Source organism: Chromohalobacter sp. 11-W, from assembly GCF_029889905.1.
Taxonomy (GTDB): domain Bacteria; phylum Pseudomonadota; class Gammaproteobacteria; order Pseudomonadales; family Halomonadaceae; genus Chromohalobacter.
In genome coordinates this window covers 186,674-201,764 of sequence record NZ_JARANZ010000008.1, presented here as the reverse complement: position 1 = coordinate 201,764, position 15,091 = coordinate 186,674, and the positions used below count along the sequence as shown (strand labels likewise).

13 protein-coding genes are annotated in these 15,091 nt (G+C 62.0%); 3 read left to right on the top strand and 10 right to left on the bottom strand.

From position 1 onward, the window contains the following. Positions 1-162: 162 nt before the first annotated feature. Genes OP494_RS13015 through lldD form a run of 3 tightly spaced genes read right to left on the bottom strand, consistent with a single transcriptional unit; the run spans position 163 to position 4,862 of the window. Positions 163-3,018, bottom strand: a complete 2,856-nt coding sequence (locus tag OP494_RS13015; protein ID WP_280541328.1) for an FAD-binding and (Fe-S)-binding domain-containing protein — start codon at positions 3,016-3,018, stop codon at positions 163-165. Continuing rightward, positions 3,015-3,650 carry an HAD-IA family hydrolase gene (locus tag OP494_RS13010; RefSeq protein WP_280541326.1) on the bottom strand — a complete coding sequence of 212 codons (636 nt, stop codon included), beginning with the start codon at positions 3,648-3,650 and terminating at the stop codon, positions 3,015-3,017. The genes OP494_RS13015 and OP494_RS13010 overlap by 4 nt, the downstream gene beginning before the upstream one ends. Positions 3,651-3,707: 57 nt before the next feature. Further along, positions 3,708-4,862, bottom strand: a complete 1,155-nt coding sequence (lldD, locus tag OP494_RS13005) for an FMN-dependent L-lactate dehydrogenase LldD (RefSeq protein WP_280541324.1) — start codon at positions 4,860-4,862, stop codon at positions 3,708-3,710. Between the two features lie 373 nt (positions 4,863-5,235). Between lldD and OP494_RS13000 the strand changes: the two genes are divergently transcribed. Next, positions 5,236-6,021: a GntR family transcriptional regulator gene (locus OP494_RS13000; RefSeq protein WP_280541322.1), complete on the top strand. Its 786-nt coding sequence runs from the start codon at positions 5,236-5,238 to the stop codon at positions 6,019-6,021. 20 nt (positions 6,022-6,041) lie between these two features. Here the strand turns inward: OP494_RS13000 and OP494_RS12995 are convergent, their stop codons facing one another. The 3 genes from OP494_RS12995 to OP494_RS12985 form a co-directional block, all read right to left on the bottom strand. Then, positions 6,042-6,713, bottom strand: a complete 672-nt coding sequence (locus tag OP494_RS12995; RefSeq protein ID WP_280541320.1) for a metal-dependent hydrolase — start codon at positions 6,711-6,713, stop codon at positions 6,042-6,044. Positions 6,714-6,841: 128 nt separating this feature from the next. Further along, positions 6,842-7,381 carry a gamma carbonic anhydrase family protein gene (locus OP494_RS12990; protein WP_280541318.1) on the bottom strand — a complete coding sequence of 180 codons (540 nt, stop codon included), beginning with the start codon at positions 7,379-7,381 and terminating at the stop codon, positions 6,842-6,844. A 55-nt stretch (positions 7,382-7,436) separates the two neighbouring features. After that, entirely contained in the window at positions 7,437-8,777 is a 1,341-nt protein-coding gene (locus OP494_RS12985) for a sodium-dependent transporter (protein ID WP_280541317.1), read from the bottom strand. Between the two features lie 154 nt (positions 8,778-8,931). On the opposite strand from OP494_RS12985, the gene prlC reads away from it, so the two are divergent. Together prlC and OP494_RS12975 are read left to right on the top strand one after the other, a co-directional pair. Continuing rightward, positions 8,932-10,983, top strand: a complete 2,052-nt coding sequence (prlC, locus tag OP494_RS12980; protein ID WP_280541315.1) for an oligopeptidase A — start codon at positions 8,932-8,934, stop codon at positions 10,981-10,983. A gap of 80 nt (positions 10,984-11,063) precedes the next feature. Continuing rightward, entirely contained in the window at positions 11,064-11,324 is a 261-nt protein-coding gene (locus OP494_RS12975; RefSeq protein ID WP_178998266.1) for a YheV family putative zinc ribbon protein, read from the top strand. A 228-nt stretch (positions 11,325-11,552) separates the two neighbouring features. Here the strand turns inward: OP494_RS12975 and sodC are convergent, their stop codons facing one another. From sodC to OP494_RS12955, 4 genes are all read right to left on the bottom strand, one after another. Next, entirely contained in the window at positions 11,553-12,083 is a 531-nt protein-coding gene (gene sodC / locus OP494_RS12970; RefSeq protein WP_280541312.1) for a superoxide dismutase [Cu-Zn] SodC, read from the bottom strand. Between the two features lie 72 nt (positions 12,084-12,155). Further along, positions 12,156-13,004 (bottom strand): methylenetetrahydrofolate reductase [NAD(P)H], encoded by an 849-nt coding sequence (gene metF / locus OP494_RS12965; RefSeq protein WP_280541310.1) that lies wholly within the window; start codon positions 13,002-13,004, stop codon positions 12,156-12,158. A 157-nt stretch (positions 13,005-13,161) separates the two neighbouring features. Beyond that, positions 13,162-14,133, bottom strand: a complete 972-nt coding sequence (locus OP494_RS12960) for a cation diffusion facilitator family transporter (RefSeq protein WP_280541308.1) — start codon at positions 14,131-14,133, stop codon at positions 13,162-13,164. A gap of 57 nt (positions 14,134-14,190) precedes the next feature. After that, a complete protein-coding gene (locus tag OP494_RS12955) occupies positions 14,191-15,087 on the bottom strand; it encodes an EamA family transporter (protein WP_280541306.1) in 897 nt (298 codons plus the stop codon). Between the last annotated feature and the right edge of the window lie 4 nt (positions 15,088-15,091).

The window sequence follows — 15,091 nt, the reverse complement described above, 5'->3', positions numbered from 1 at the left end:
AAGCCAGAAAACCACCCGAAGGTTTGAATTTCTCAAGCACGTCAGTCACTTGCGCCACCTCTCCACCGCTGGCTACGAGGTCCGTCGCCGGCAGCGGATGCGTACTTTACGATCCACAGAGGCTGAACGCAAGGGGATGATTTAAAAATAGTCGCCCGGCACTCATGTGGCAACACCTTCGGCCACACAAGGGCGGCTGACTTCGTTGAGCAAGTCGAGAATCGAGCGATAAGGGATCCCGGCATGATAGCTCAGCCCCATTTCGCAGGTCCGCGAGTTGGAATAGCCGATATCGCACCCATTGATGGCATCTGCCAGGCCGCGCAGCGCGGCGGCGTTCAACTCCGGTGTGGTTAACCCCTTGTCCCCCGCGAAGCCGCAGCAGGCGATCTCCGCCGGCACCACGACATCATCGGCACACGCTTGTGCCAGTGTCATGAACTTGTCGCTCAACCCCATGCGCGCACTCGAACACGTAATATGCAGAGCGATACGCGCCTGTTTGGGCGTGATCGCCAGGCGTGCCAAGAGATAGTCGTGCGCAAATTCAACCGGCTCCTGGAGCGTCAAACGCGTATCGAGGCGTTCCACCATGCGTTGTGTACAGGGGCTCGTATCGCACAGCACGGGGTGGCGACCGTTCTCGGACGCGAGCAATAACTCGCGGTTCAGTTCGCGCGCCTTGTGCTCCGCCTCGTCGAAATAACCCCGCGATTGAAACGCCATGCCACAGCAAAGATGCCCAATCATCGCGGGGATAATAACCTCATAACCCGCCTTCTCGAACAGCGCCAGGGTCGTGCGCGTCACGGCATCGGCCCCGTCATCCCCACGCGAGGCACCGAAGACTCGCGTGGCGCACGCCGGTAGGTAGACGACTTTATCGCGCTTGCCACCGACCGCCTTTCCCGCCCGACGCTCAAGGATACGTACCGGCGCGGGCGCCGGCAGTGAGGAAATCCACTGCGGCAGGCGGTCACCACTGAGCCGACGCGCACTTCGCGTCAAGGCGCTCATCATGCCCGTACCCAGCACACCGTGCGTGGTATCCACGAGTCGTAGCGCACCTCGCCCGATGCGGGTCGTGCCGGAAAAGTGACGCCCCACCAGACGCGCCGTACCGCCTCGCTCGACGACTCGGCGATGGCGCCACTCACGCACGAGATCGCCGGTATTGATACCTACCGGACATTGCGTGGCGCACATGCCATCGGCAGCGCAGGTATCGATTCCCTGATATTGATAGGCTTCACGCAACGTCGCCAGACGCGCTGTCGACGCTTGCGTCCCCTCGCCCTCGAGGCGTGCCATCTCACGCTGGATCACGATGCGCTGACGCGGCGTCAGGGTCAGCTCGCGAGAGGGACAAACGGGTTCGCAGAACCCGCACTCGATACACTTATCCACAATGGGATCGGCGGCCGGCAGTGGCTTGAGGTTGTGGAGATGTAGTTCGGCATCGTGGCTTAGGATGACATTCGGGTTGAGCAGATTCTCGGCATCGAAGAGCGACTTGATTCGCCACATCAAAGCATATGCCTCAGCGCCCCACTCACGCTCGACGAAAGGCGCCATGTTACGCCCCGTGCCATGTTCCGCCTTGAGCGAGCCGCCGTATTCGTCGGCTACCAGGGCCGCCACGTCGTCCATCAAGGCGGCATAACGCTGCACCTCGGCGGGCGCCTCAAAGCCCTGCGGAAAGACGAAGTGCAGGTTGCCTTCCAGCGCATGGCCGAAGAGGATGGCATCGTCATAACCATGCCGTCGGAATGTCTCGGACAGCGCCGCCACGCCTGCCTCGAGATGCTCGAGAGGAAAAGCGACATCTTCGATGATGACCGTGGTACCGACGTCGCGTACCGCCCCTACCGCAGGGAACAACCCCTTGCGCACCTTCCAGTAACGCGCATAGGTTTCGGAATCGCGCGTGAAGCCAAGTGGCTCCAGCGTCTTGATCCCCTCGAGCGCCGCGTGCACCGCGGCGATGCGCGCCTCCAGCGCACTCTCCTCCTCGTCCCTTACATCGATGAGCAAGGCGGTCGCGTCGTCGGGCAACGTCTCGAGGCCTGCCGGCATGCCCGGCGCCCCTTCCACTGCACGCAGAGCAGCACGATCCATCAGTTCCACCGCCGACACCGGCGCCGACTTGAGCACTAGCGTCGCCCGGCACGCCGACGCCATATCCGGAAACAGCGCCAGCGCTGCGGTCTTCAGCGGCGCGTCCGGCACGGTGTCGTAGGTGATGGCGCTGATGAAACCAAGTGTGCCCTCGGAGCCGATCATCAGATGCGCGAGAATATCGAAGCCATCCTCGAAATCGATCAGGCTATTGAGCGCGTAACCGGTCGTATTCTTGAGCCGATACTTGTGGCGAATGCGCTCGGCCAGCGGCGTATTTGCCTGCGTCTCGCGTCCCAGCGCCTCCAGGGCTTCGAGCAGCTCACCGTGAGAGGCTCGGAACGCCGCGCGGCTCGCCGTATCGCCGGTCTCCAAAAGCGTACCGTCGGCCAGGATGACGCGCATATCGCGGAGCGTGCGGTAACTGTTCTGGGCCGTGCCACAGCACATGCCCGAGGCATTGTTGGCGGCGATACCGCCAATCATGCAGCTATTGATCGAGGCCGGATCGGGCCCGATCTTGCGACCGTAAGGCGCCAGCAATTGGTTGGCGCGCGCGCCGATAATACCGGGCTGCAACCGGATCGCCCGCCCCTCGTCGAGGATCCGGTAATCCCGCCAGCCCTGGTTGAGTTGAATGAGCACCGAGTCGGTCACGGCCTGCCCGGAGAGCGACGTCCCCGCCGTACGAAACGTTACCGGCAAGCGCCGATGACGACATTCGGCCAGCACGACCATCAGTTCTTCTTCACTGTCGGGACGCACGACTAGCTGCGGAATGAGGCGGTAGAAACTGGCATCGCTACCATAGGCCAGCGTCCGCAGCGGGTCGTCGATCAGCTTGTGCGCGGGCAGCCTTTCACGCAGCGCTTCAAGCAGCTCTCTATAGGGCGCTTTCATCGTGGATTCCGATTATCAGCCGGCGGGCGCAGTGCATCGAACTCGGCGAGGGCATTCCGAAGTTCGTCCAGGCCACGCACCTGGGTCGCCGTCATGCCCAACTCACGGGCGGCATCGACGCACTCGGGATTGTCGTCGAAGAAACGTACCTGGCCGGGCACCACGTCGAGCGCGCGACAGACGAACTCGAAGGCCTCGGGATCGGGCTTACGCGCGCCGATCTCATGCGAGGCAAAAGCCTTCTCGAAGGGCACATCAATACGGTAGTCATCGATTAGCCGCCGCCAGTGAACGGGGTTGGTGTTGCTGAGTATAGCGCGACGATAGGCGGGACGGATGCGCTCGACCAATGCCATCGCGCCCGCATAGGGACCACGCATCCAGTCGTCGAACACTGCCAGGAAACCCGTTGGCGTCATGTCCAGCTCGAGTGCCTCAAGCGCCTCCTGAGCAAAGCGTGTGCCATCGTCACCGCCAGTTTCGAACGGCGTAATCGCTTCGAAGCCCATCCAGAAGCGCCGCGCCTGCTCGGTATCGAAGCGTCCCTGAGTCAGCTCGACTAGCCCGGATGTGCCACGCCAGTCGACCAGCACCCCGCCAGCATCGAATAGCAATACCGTCTCATCGGTCATTCGTCTCTCCCCGCTCTTGTCGGTCACCCCTCAGCATGGCGCACGATCACCCCCCGCTCAATCAGCTCCAGAGCATGCACCAGACACCAGCGAATCCGCCCCAAGCTCGGCGATGGAGCGCGCCCCGGTGAGCGTCATCGCAACCCGCATTTCCTTCTCGAACAGCTCGAGCAGGTGGGTAACACCTGCCTCGCCGGCGGTGGCGAGTGCATAGATGAAAGCGCGTCCCAACAATACAGTATCGGCACCCAAAGCGATCATGCGCACAACGTCCAGCCCATTACGCACGCCGGAGTCGGCGAGGATGGCCAGATCGCCTTTGACCGCATCGGCGATGGCCGGCAAGGCACGCGCGGTAGAAGGCACACCGTCGAGTTGACGACCGCCATGGTTGGAAACGACGATGCCATCTGCCCCGAAGCGAACCGCATCGCGGGCGTCTTCGGGGTCGAGTATCCCCTTGATGATCATCGGGCCATCCCAGAATTCGCGAATCCACTCCAGGTCTTTCCAGGAGATGCCAGGGTCGAAATTGTTGCCGAGCCAGGCGATATAATCCTCGAGCCCCGTGGGTTGGCCGCGATAATCCGAAACGTTGCCCAAGTCGTGAGGGCGACCATGAAGGCCCACATCCCAGGCCCAGGAGGGATGTGTCACGGCCTGGAGCATGCGTCGTGTCGCCGCATGCTTGCCGCTCATCCCGGAATGCGCATCACGGTAACGCGCGCCCGGCACGGGCATATCGACCGTGAAAACCAGCGTCTTGACGCCGGCGGCCTTGGCGCGCTCCAGCACATGCTTCATGAAGCCCCTGTCCTTCAGCACGTAGAGCTGGAACCAGAGAGGGCGATCGATGGCCGAGGCCACCTCGTCGATCGGGCACACCGATACCGTCGACAGCGTGAACGGTATGCCTTTCCCGGCCGCTGCGCGTGCCGCCTGCACCTCGCCGCGCCGGGCATACATGCCCGCCAACCCCACGGGCGCCAGCGCAACCGGCATGGTCATGGATTCGCCGAATAATTCGGTTTCCAGTGACAGGCTGGACATATCCTTCAGCACGCGCTGACGCAACGCGATACCCGCAAGGTCTTCGACGTTATGGCGCAGCGTATGCTCGGTATAGGATCCACCATCCGCGTAGTGAAATAGAAAGGGCGGAATACGTCGCTTGGCGGCTTGGCGGTAGTCCGTGGAAGCTGAAATGATCATGGCGAACCCTGTGCAAATGATGCGCTAACGTTGGATGGTCATCGAAGAGTCGTGCCGAACGCTCGGAGAGTGGTGACAACAGAGTGGTTAAGACATAGACGGACGCGGATATGGAAACGATATCCCGTCGCCTTGTCTCTATTGGTTTTACCAATTTACAAAAACGAATGAATTAACTCTATGAGCGTGCACTGAAGAGTGTCAACAAAGAACCCTTCTATTGCACAGTAATGGCCTTGAACTTTAGTCAAAACCGTAGCGTCAGGCATGCGAACGAAGGCTGGAGTAGCGCAAAAAGATTGCGTAAAATTGGTCAAACCATTTATTACTGGTTTCACGCCCGTCATCAATCACCGAGTAACGAGCGACGCCCATGGCCCCACAACACCTCAGACAACCACGTCTCGCCGACGTCATCACCGAGCGGCTCGAGGCCATGCTGCTCGAAGGCAGCCTCAAACCGGGAGAGAAGCTGCCTCCCGAGCGTGAATTGGCGGAGCACTTCGGCGTGTCACGCCCTTCCCTGCGCGAGGCCATTCAGAAGTTAGCCGCACGAGGCCTACTCACCAGCCGCCAGGGCGGCGGCACCTTCGTCTCCGAACAGCTGAACACTAGCTATAGCGATCCGCTCCTGGAAATGCTGACACGGCACGGTGAGTTCAATCTTGACCTGCTCGAATTCCGCGATGCCATGGAAGGTATATCAGCCTATTACGCCGCCTTACGTGCCACGCCCGACGACAAGGCCATGCTACAAACGCGCTTCGAGGAACTCGAGGCCAGTTACCGACACCCCGACCGCAGCAGCGATCCCATGCGCGAGGCCCGTGCCGACGCCGCTTTTCATCTGGCCATCGCCGAGGCAGGCCACAACGTCCTGTTGCTGCACACCATGCGTGGGCTGTTTCACCTGCTGGAGAAAAGTATCGTCGCCAATCTGGCCCATTTGTTCGAGAAGCCAGACTCCCGCGACCGCCTCATGGACCAGCATCGCGCCTTATTCGAGAGCATCGTCGCCGGCAACGCCGACGAAGCACAAGCACGCGCCCACGAACACCTAGCCTTCGTCGAGAATGGGCTGCTCGAGCTCGAGCGCGCCGAGACACGCGCCCAGCGCGCGCAACGCCGTTCCCAAGGATTACCCGAATCGCCTACCTGAGGCCCTCTCGTCAGGCCACATCATAACCAGGATGTTACGCCGCGATTCACCAACTCCAGCAACGTGGGCCAGGGCGGCAACCATGGCGCCAAGGCAACGCCCAATAACAACCACATCACCGCGTTGCCGGGCTCGCGGTAATCGAAGAGTTTGAAGGCGGTCCCGAAGGAACGCTTGAGCCGTGAGCCAACCAGATCAACGCTGTACAACTCGTCGAGCAACAGATGGATCAACGCCCCTCCGCTAAGCGCCAGCCCCTGGGCCCAGGCCATTGGTGCAGGCTGATCCAGCAAATGGAAACTCATCGCCGCCGTGCCCATACCGCACAGCAGGCTCGCCAGCAACGAGTGCCAGATGCCGCGATGCACGGTGAAACGCTTGAAGATCGCGCCCGCCAGGTAGCGTACCCCAAGATACAGACCACCACATGCCAGGACCAATGGGCCCGGCGCCAGGCGCGATTGCAGCCATAGCGCGCCGGCGATCACTGCCAGGACGGCCAGCAGGGTGAAAATCAGACGAATGGCGTGCGAATGATCGGAGTCGATATCGGGCAGGATGCCGCCAAATGCCATCAATACCGCCAGCGGCCAGCCCTCGTTGAAGCTCCAGAGGCTTGCCTGCCAGCCGGCATAGGCCGCCAACGCGCCGCCGCCCAGGGCAACGCCGAAATGTGTGCGAAAGTTGGCCATGGCCCGCCCGAGACGCCCTCGACAATACTGGATGAAAAACCAGATTATGCGGCTTCATGACGAGACAAAACAATGCGTTAAGAGAGAAAATACCGCCTCGGGCAGGCCCGGCACACGCAGGCGTGTCGTTATACGGGTGGCTGGGCCAGGTACTCGTCCTTGAGTTTCACGTAATTCCCCGCCGTGTAGGTAAAAAACGCCCTCTCGGCCTCCTTGAGCGCTCTGAGCGGCTTCGCGGGGTTGCCCGCATAGACCTGCCCGCTTTCCAGGTGCTTACCAGGCGTTACCACCGCGCCGGCGGCGATAATCACCTCGTCCTCGACGAGCACGCCATCCATGACCGTAGCGCCCATTCCCACCAGCACCCGGCTACCGATGGTGCAACCGTGCAATAGCGCCTTGTGGCCCACCGTCACGTCATCGCCGAGCGTCAATGGATAGCCGTCGGGGTTGTAATCGCTGGCATGGGTAATATGCAACACGCTGCCATCCTGAATGCTGCAACGCGCACCGATACGGATACGATGCATATCGCCACGAATCACGGTCATCGGCCATACCGAACAATCGTCACCCAAGGTGACATCACCCAGCACGACACACGTCGGATCGATATAGACCCGTGCTCCCAGGCGCGGCGTCGTCCCTTTGAACGTTCGCAATGTCATCCACTCTCTCCTCTATTCCCTTCATGGTGGTCGAGCAGTTCATGATGAGCGGGCATCACCATAGCGCCGACAACAGCACGATGATGACCAGCGGAATCGACACGTAGCGCACCAGTCCACGCCATAGCCGGAACCCACCGGGGCCCGCGTCAAGCGAGCGCATGGACGTGCTCGCCGGCATGACCCAGGCGGCGAAGGTAGCGATCAACAGCCCGCCGATGGGCAGGAAGAACTCCAGTGGCACGGTGGTCACCAGCTCGAAGAAATTCATGCCCGCCAGCCATTCCACCTCCGATAGACTCGAGAACGAGAACACCGACAGCAAGCCGACCAACCACACCGAGGAGCCGATCAACGCCGCCGCCTTGCCGCGCTTGAGACCTGCATCGGTGAAGATCGCCACCAACGGCTCGGCCAGATTGATCGATGAGGTCCATGTCGCCAGCAACAACAGCAGGAAGAAAACGCCCAGCCACAACGGCCCGCCCGGCAGGTCCGAAAAAGCAATGGGCAAGGTCACGAACATCAATCCCGGCCCCTCGGCGGGATCCATCCCCTGCGAGAACACCACCGAGAAAATCGCGATGCCCGCCAGCAGCGCCACGGCGACATCCAACACCGCCACCGCCGCCACGGCACGCGGCAGACTCTGATGATCGGGCATGTAGGCACCATAGGCCATCAGCGCGCAGGCGCCTACCGCCAGGGTAAAGAAGGCGTGCCCCATGGCATTGAGCACCACGCTCAAGGTGATGGCGTCGAGATCGGGCGTGAATAGCCACGCCATCGCAGTGCCGAAGCCGTCGGTGGTGACGGCGTAACCGACCAGCACCACCAACAGGATGTAGAGTAACGGCATCAGCAGGTTGTTGAGCCGTTCCAGACCGCCGGAAATACCGGCCGCGACCACCGACATGGTCAGCAATATGAACAACGTATGATTGAACGTCATGCGCAGGGGATCGGCGAGGAAGGCATCGAAACTGGCGCCTATCTCATCCGGCGTGCGGCCGCTGAAGTTGCCGTTGATCGACTCGATCAGATATTCGATCGACCACCCCGAGACCACCGAATAGAACGACAGGATGAAGAACACCGTCAACGCCCCGAATAGCCCCAGCCAGCGCCAATGCGGCGACACCCCCGCCTGGCGCGCCAGATGCGCCAGAGCATGCATCGGCCCGCGGCGTCCGGCACGACCCACGAGGATCTCGGCCATCATGATCGGCAGCCCCAGGATCAGCACGAACACCACATACAGCAGCAGGAATACCGCTCCGCCGTTTTCGCCCGTCATGTAGGGAAAGCGCCAGATATTGCCCAGGCCCACGGCCGCCCCGGTTACCGCAAGAATGAAGGCGCGGCGCGACCCCCAGCGTTCCAGCGTTTCACTCATGGTGTTGCACCCTTCATTACGACCTGGCGCTCCACACGGCGCCGAAAGCGCCAAGCCTAGCAGGCGCACGGTTGGCGGCCAATCGCGTCGACATTGAAAGCAGCCGGGCCCACCCCCACCTATGCTTCATTCACACGTTCATATCGAGGTGCCCATGTCACGCAATCCCTTGCTCGAATCGCATGTCCTGCCGCCGTTCGATGACATCCAGCCCGAGCATGTGGTGCCGGCCATCGAGCAGCTTCTGACGGAGAATCGCCGTGACATCGAGGCCCTCGCCAATCAGTCGCAGGTCAGCTGGGAGAGCCTCGCAGCGCCACTCGAGGCCCTCAACGATCGCCTCTCGCAGGCTTGGTCGCCAGTGTCACACCTCAATTCCACCATGAACAACGACGCGCTACGCGAAGCCTATCAAGCGTGTCTCACCATGCTCTCCGACTACAGCACCTGGCTGGGCCAGCATCAGGGCCTCTTCGACGCCTTCGCTCGCCTGAAGGACAGCGACGAATACGCCCACCTCGAGGAAGGCCAGCAGCGCTCCATCGACAATACCTTGCGCGATTTCCGCCTCGCCGGGGTCGATCTCGCCGAGGACAAGAAGCGCCGCTACGGCGAGATTCAGGCACGTCTGTCGGAACTGGCCAACACCTTCTCCAACCATGTGCTCGATGCCACCCAGGCATGGCACAAGGACTTGCCCGACGACGCGCGCCTGGCCGGCCTGCCGGAAAGCGCACTGGCCACGCTCAAGGCTAACGCCGAAGCCAAGGACGTCGAGGGGTATCGCATCACGCTCGACTTCCCGAGCTTTTACCCGGTGCTTTCCTTCGCCGACGGCCGCGCGCTACGCGAAGAAGTCTATACCGCCTTCGTGACCCGCGCCTCGGACAAGGGCCCACAAGCCGGCCGCTTCGACAACGCTCCGATCATCGAGGAAACGCTGCGCCTGCGCCGTGAACTGGCCGAACTGCTCGGTTTCAGCACCTATGCCGAGTATTCGCTGGCCACCAAGATGGCCGACTCGCCCGATCAGGTACTCGGCTTTCTCGGCGACCTGGCCGATCGCGCCCATCCCCAGGCCCAGCGCGAGTTCAATGAGCTGGAAGCCTTCGCCCGCGAGTCGCTGGGTCTCGAGACACTGAAGCCTTGGGATATCGGCTATGCCAGCGAAAAGCTCCGCGAGGCACGCTATGCCATCTCGCAAGAACAGCTGCGTCCCTACTTCCCCGCACCCAAGGTGATCGAGGGCCTATTCCAGGTGACCGGCACGCTCTACGGCATCGACTTCGCCGAGCGCGACGATGTGCCGCGCTACCACTCGGACGTGCGCTATTTCGAGATTCTCGACGGCACCACGCCGATCGCCGGTTTCTACCTCGACCTTTACGCCCGCGAAGGCAAGCGTGGCGGTGCCTGGATGGACGAATGCCGTGTGCGCCGCACCCGCGAGGACGGCAGCCTGCAATTGCCAGTCGCTTACCTGACCTGCAACTTCACGCGCCCCGTGGGTGGCAAGCCGGCGCTACTCACTCATGACGAAGTGCTCACGCTGTTCCACGAGTTCGGCCACGGCCTGCATCACATGCTGACGCAACAGACCGTCGCCGATGTATCCGGCATCAACGGCGTCGCCTGGGACGCGGTCGAGCTACCCAGCCAGTTCATGGAAAACTTCTGCTGGGAGCGCGAGGGGCTGGACATGATTGCCGCGCATGTCGATACCGGCGAGAAGCTGCCCGATGTCCTGCTCGACAAGCTGCAAGCCGCGCGCAACTTCCAGTCGGCCATGGGCATGATGCGCCAACTCGAGTTGTCACTGTTCGACTTCCGCCTGCACCATGAACTCGAAGCACCCGATGCCGGCGAAGTCCAGGCCCTGCTCGACGACGTACGCGACAAGACTTCCGTCACGCCGCGCGTCGACTTCAACCGCTTCCAGAACGGCTTCGGACATATCTTCGCCGGTGGTTACGCGGCGGGCTATTACAGCTACAAGTGGGCCGAAGTGCTCTCGGCGGATGCCTACAGCGCCTTCGAAGACGCCGGCATCTTCGACACCGAGACGGGCAAGCGCTTCCGTCAGGAAATCCTCGAGCGCGGTGGTTCACGTGACGCCGCCGCACTATTCAGCGCTTTTCGCGGCCGCGAGCCCAGCATCGAACCGCTACTGCGCCACACCGGCATCGAGAATGCCGACGCGGCCTGATAGCGTCTTATGCACTTCCGCTTTTGCAATATTTTCCAACCGGGCAACATGCCCGGTTGTCATCGTGAGAGGACGCCAAGATGACGACCAACCCCAAGCGTTTCATCGCCGGCGCCATTTGCCCGCGCTGCGCGGCCATGGATCGCATCCGTGCCTGGGAGCAGAACGGCATCCGCTACCGCGAATGCGTGTCCTGCGATTACCTCGAGCAGCTAGCCATCGATGAGAATGGCTTCGCCGAAGACCTCGCCACGCGCGTCAATCAGCCACGCGAAGATGACACGTCCGATGACATCCAAACCGTGCGCTTGATCGATCCGAGTGACGGCAAGACGCACTGATCCCGGACCACGCCGCACCGCCACGGTATCAAGCAAGACGCATAAAAAAGATGCTTCGCTCACCGCTATCGGGAATAAATTCCCTCCCACAAGGACAAGCTAACCGGCTGGGGGTGGGAGCGAACTTGTTCGCGATGGTCGTGTCGCGTTTCCCGGCAAAGTGCGATGAACCTAAAAAAGGCTCCCGCTGGGGAGCCTTTTCGTTACCTGCCATCGCCTAAAGCGCGATCAATCGGACAAGGTGCCGCACGCGACGCGCTTGCCGCCGCCGCCCAGCTTGGGCTCGTCGGAGTAGTTGTCGCCATCGGCATGAATCATCAAGGCGCGGCCATCCAGATCGGAGGCTTCAAGACGCGGTGCCAACACCGGCGTCGTGGCGTTGCCGTCCTTATCGACCATCAACACCGGTAAATCGCCGAGATGTCCGTCCGCGTAGGGCCCTTGGTGCGTGCCCGTGTCTTCGGGGTCGTAATGACCGCCAGCAGCACCGCCCGGCACCGTTTCACCGTCTTTTTCCGACGGCTGGCAACTCGGGTTCATATGCACGTGAAAGCCGTGCATACCCGGTTCGAGATCCGAGAGGTCCGGTGTCAGCAGCAGGCCGTAATCGATGTCCTCGAGGGTCACGGTGCCTACGCTGTCGCCGGTGCCCTGGGCATCGACCTGATGCATTTCGATATCATGTTGCGCTGCTTGGGCGCTTCCCAGCATCAACAGGGCACTGCCGATACCGAGCGCGATACGGGGGGTACGTAGCATGCCTTTCTCCTATCCATGGGTGAGACGTCTACCCCTCTCAGGCTAGATGAAGAGCACGCCAAACGCCATGCATCAGCTATCGCAGCGTAGGTTGTCGAGCACTCGCAGCGCCGGCGTCGCCTGGTTGAGCGTATAGAAATGCAGCCCCGGGGCGCCGCCGTCGAGTAGACGCTGGCAAAGATTCGACACCACCTCCGCGCCGAAGGCCTGGATGCTCTCGCTATCGTCGCCGTAGGCCTCGAGTTGCTTGCGGATCCAGCGCGGAATGTCCGCCCCGCAGGCATCCGAGAAACGCGCCAACTTGGTGTAATTGCTGATCGGCATGATGCCCGGCACGATCGGCGCCTCGACCCCCAGCGCGCGGGCCCGCTCGAGGAAATGAAAGTAGGCGTCGGCACTGAAGAAGTACTGCGTGATGGCGAGATCGGCACCGGCCTGCATCTTGCGCACGAAATTCTGCAGATCATGCTCGTAACTGGGCGCCTGAGGATGCACTTCAGGATACGCCGCCACCGCGATCTGGAAATGATCGCCGGTTTCGTTGCGGATGAACTCGACCAGCTCGTTGGCGTAACGCAGCTCGCCCATGCCGCCCATGCCCGAGGGCAGGTCACCGCGCAGCGCGACCAAATTGGTGATCCCCGCTTCACGAAAACTCTCCAGACGCTCGCGCAATTCGCCTTTGTCGCTGCCGATGCAGGACAGGTGCGGCGCCGTTTCGATGCCACACTGGCGCACCGACTTAACGGTCTCGAAGGTCCGCGCCTGAGTCGATCCCCCGGCACCGTAGGTGACCGAGAAGAAACGCGGACGCCGCTCGGCGAGCGTGTCACGCACGCCTTTCAGCTTTTCCCGCCCGGCGTCGGTATTGGGCGGAAAGAATTCGAAGCTGATGCCCAGCGGATGTTCGCGAGTACTCATCGATGCAACCCTCTTCATGACATGGCGCGACCGACATCGGGTCACGTTCGTATTCGATGCCGCGCATTCTGCCGATCCCCGTCCGCGCTGACCAATGAAAGTTTCGCGGCTTGGCATTAATCCGGGTCATGACGCTCAGCGTCATGTGACGAACGCCTCAAGGATGCGTGGTGGATGTCACCTGGCAATCGCCGCCCGTCAGGCAAGCCTCACCTTCGACTTGCAGAGTGGCGTGGCTGATCCCGAAGCGTTCGTGCAGGCGCGCATAGGCGGCCTTGAGCATCACCTGGTGCGACATGTCATCACGTACCACCAGATGCAGGCTCAGCAGCGGGTCCTGCGGCGTCAGTCCCCAGACATGCAAGTCATGCACACTCACCACACCCTCGATGTCTTCCAGCGCCGTTCGAATCTTGTCGACATCGACGCCTTCCGGGGTGCCTTCGAGCAGGGTATGGGTCGAGCGGCGCAGGATTTTCCAGGCGGCGCGCAGGATCAGGGCCGCCGCCAGCACGGATAGCAAGGGGTCAATGGGCGTCCACCCGGTCAGCATGATCACCAGCGACGCCGCAATCGCCGCTACCGACCCCAGCAGGTCGCCCATTACGTGCAACAGCGCCCCACGCAGGTTGAGGTTCTCCTGATCGCCGCCATGCAGGATCTTGAACACCACGAGATTCACCAGCAAACCGAGTATCGCGATGGCCATCATCGGCCCGGCCAGCACCTCTATCGGCTGCGTGAAACGCTCGATGGCAGCGATGAATATCCATACCGCGATACCCAACAGCATCAGCCCATTGATGAAGGCCGCCAACACCTGGAAGCGCTGGTAACCGAAGGTACGCCGCTTGTCCGGTGCTTTGTCGCCCATGTAGAAGGCGAACAATGCCAGCCCCAGCGCAAAGCTGTCGCTGAACATGTGCCCGGCATCGGCCAGCAGCGCCAGCGACCCCGACATCCAGCCGCCTATCGCTTCCGCCAGCATGAAACCGGCGGTCAGGTACATGGCGAACTTGACGCGCTTGGCGCTGTCGGCGGTGACCGTGGGCGCGTGGTCGTGGTCGTGGTCGTGGTCGTGGTGATGATCATGCGCCGCATGATCGTGGTCGGAAGACGAATGTCCCATACCGTCGTGCCTCTCGATGGCTTTCCTCCAGTGTAATGTCTGGAGTGGACTTCAGGGTCAATCCGCCGCCCCTTTGCCATGTCGCGGCGCGCGTAACCAGCCACTGCCGATGAGCATGCCCAGCGTGATAAGGGCCGCGGCCAGCACCAGCCACAGAGTCGCGGTGGCGTAGCCGGTGGCGATCAGCACCAGCGTCGAGAGCAATGGCGTAAAGTAAGCCAACAGCCCTAGCAAGCGCAGATCGCCATGCTTGACGCCCACGTCCCAGGTGAAGAATGCGCTTCCCACCGGGCCGAGGCCCAGACCGACCACACCCAGCCAACCGATGCCTTGGGGCCAGCGCGAGGGCTCGAAAAGCCAGTGACACAACGCCGCCAGCACGGCCGTCGCCAGGCAAAAGCCCCCCACCGCGGCCGTGGGAACGGCGCGGTTGGCGCGTGAGAGCACCGAGTAGCCGCTCCATAGGAAGGCGCAAGCGAACGCCGCAACATACCCTACTGTGCTACCCGAGGCGCTGACATCGCCTCCCACCAGCAAGGCGGCCCCCACGAAGCCCAACAGCGCTCCCACGACGTGGCGCGCGCGCAGTCGCTCGCCGGGCAGCAGCGCCACGAACAACACGATCAAAAGCGGCCACAAATAGCTGATCAACCCGGCATTGGCCGGCGGTGCATTCTGCTGGGCGACGAAGTACAGAGCGTGGTAGCCGAATAGTCCGCCGACACCCAACGCCCAGACACGCGGCGGCTGACGCAACGGCGCCCGCAGCGATTCGCCGCGTAGCCGCAACCAGACCATGAAGCAAACGAAGGCCAGACCGAACGCCAGCGCGGTGAGCAAAAAAGGAGGCACGGGACCAGCCAATTGCGTCAATGCCGCCAGCAAGGCCCAGTTAAGCACGGTAGTGGCGCCGATCAGCGTGGCTCGGCGAGACGCGGACGACTCGAGCGACATGATG

What these genes read in the sequence shown, in the direction of transcription:
- OP494_RS13015 (WP_280541328.1), bottom strand. Translation starts at nt 3,018, where the DNA reads ATGAAAGCGCCCTATAGAGAGCTGCTTGAAGCGCTGCGTGAAAGGCTG.
- OP494_RS13010 (WP_280541326.1), bottom strand. Translation starts at nt 3,650, where the DNA reads ATGACCGATGAGACGGTATTGCTATTCGATGCTGGCGGGGTGCTGGTC.
- lldD (WP_280541324.1), bottom strand. Translation starts at nt 4,862, where the DNA reads ATGATCATTTCAGCTTCCACGGACTACCGCCAAGCCGCCAAGCGACGT.
- OP494_RS13000 (WP_280541322.1), top strand. Translation starts at nt 5,236, where the DNA reads ATGGCCCCACAACACCTCAGACAACCACGTCTCGCCGACGTCATCACC.
- OP494_RS12995 (WP_280541320.1), bottom strand. Translation starts at nt 6,713, where the DNA reads ATGGCCAACTTTCGCACACATTTCGGCGTTGCCCTGGGCGGCGGCGCG.
- OP494_RS12990 (WP_280541318.1), bottom strand. Translation starts at nt 7,381, where the DNA reads ATGACATTGCGAACGTTCAAAGGGACGACGCCGCGCCTGGGAGCACGG.
- OP494_RS12985 (WP_280541317.1), bottom strand. Translation starts at nt 8,777, where the DNA reads ATGAGTGAAACGCTGGAACGCTGGGGGTCGCGCCGCGCCTTCATTCTT.
- prlC (WP_280541315.1), top strand. Translation starts at nt 8,932, where the DNA reads ATGTCACGCAATCCCTTGCTCGAATCGCATGTCCTGCCGCCGTTCGAT.
- OP494_RS12975 (WP_178998266.1), top strand. Translation starts at nt 11,064, where the DNA reads ATGACGACCAACCCCAAGCGTTTCATCGCCGGCGCCATTTGCCCGCGC.
- sodC (WP_280541312.1), bottom strand. Translation starts at nt 12,083, where the DNA reads ATGCTACGTACCCCCCGTATCGCGCTCGGTATCGGCAGTGCCCTGTTG.
- metF (WP_280541310.1), bottom strand. Translation starts at nt 13,004, where the DNA reads ATGAGTACTCGCGAACATCCGCTGGGCATCAGCTTCGAATTCTTTCCG.
- OP494_RS12960 (WP_280541308.1), bottom strand. Translation starts at nt 14,133, where the DNA reads ATGGGACATTCGTCTTCCGACCACGATCATGCGGCGCATGATCATCAC.
- OP494_RS12955 (WP_280541306.1), bottom strand. Translation starts at nt 15,087, where the DNA reads ATGTCGCTCGAGTCGTCCGCGTCTCGCCGAGCCACGCTGATCGGCGCC.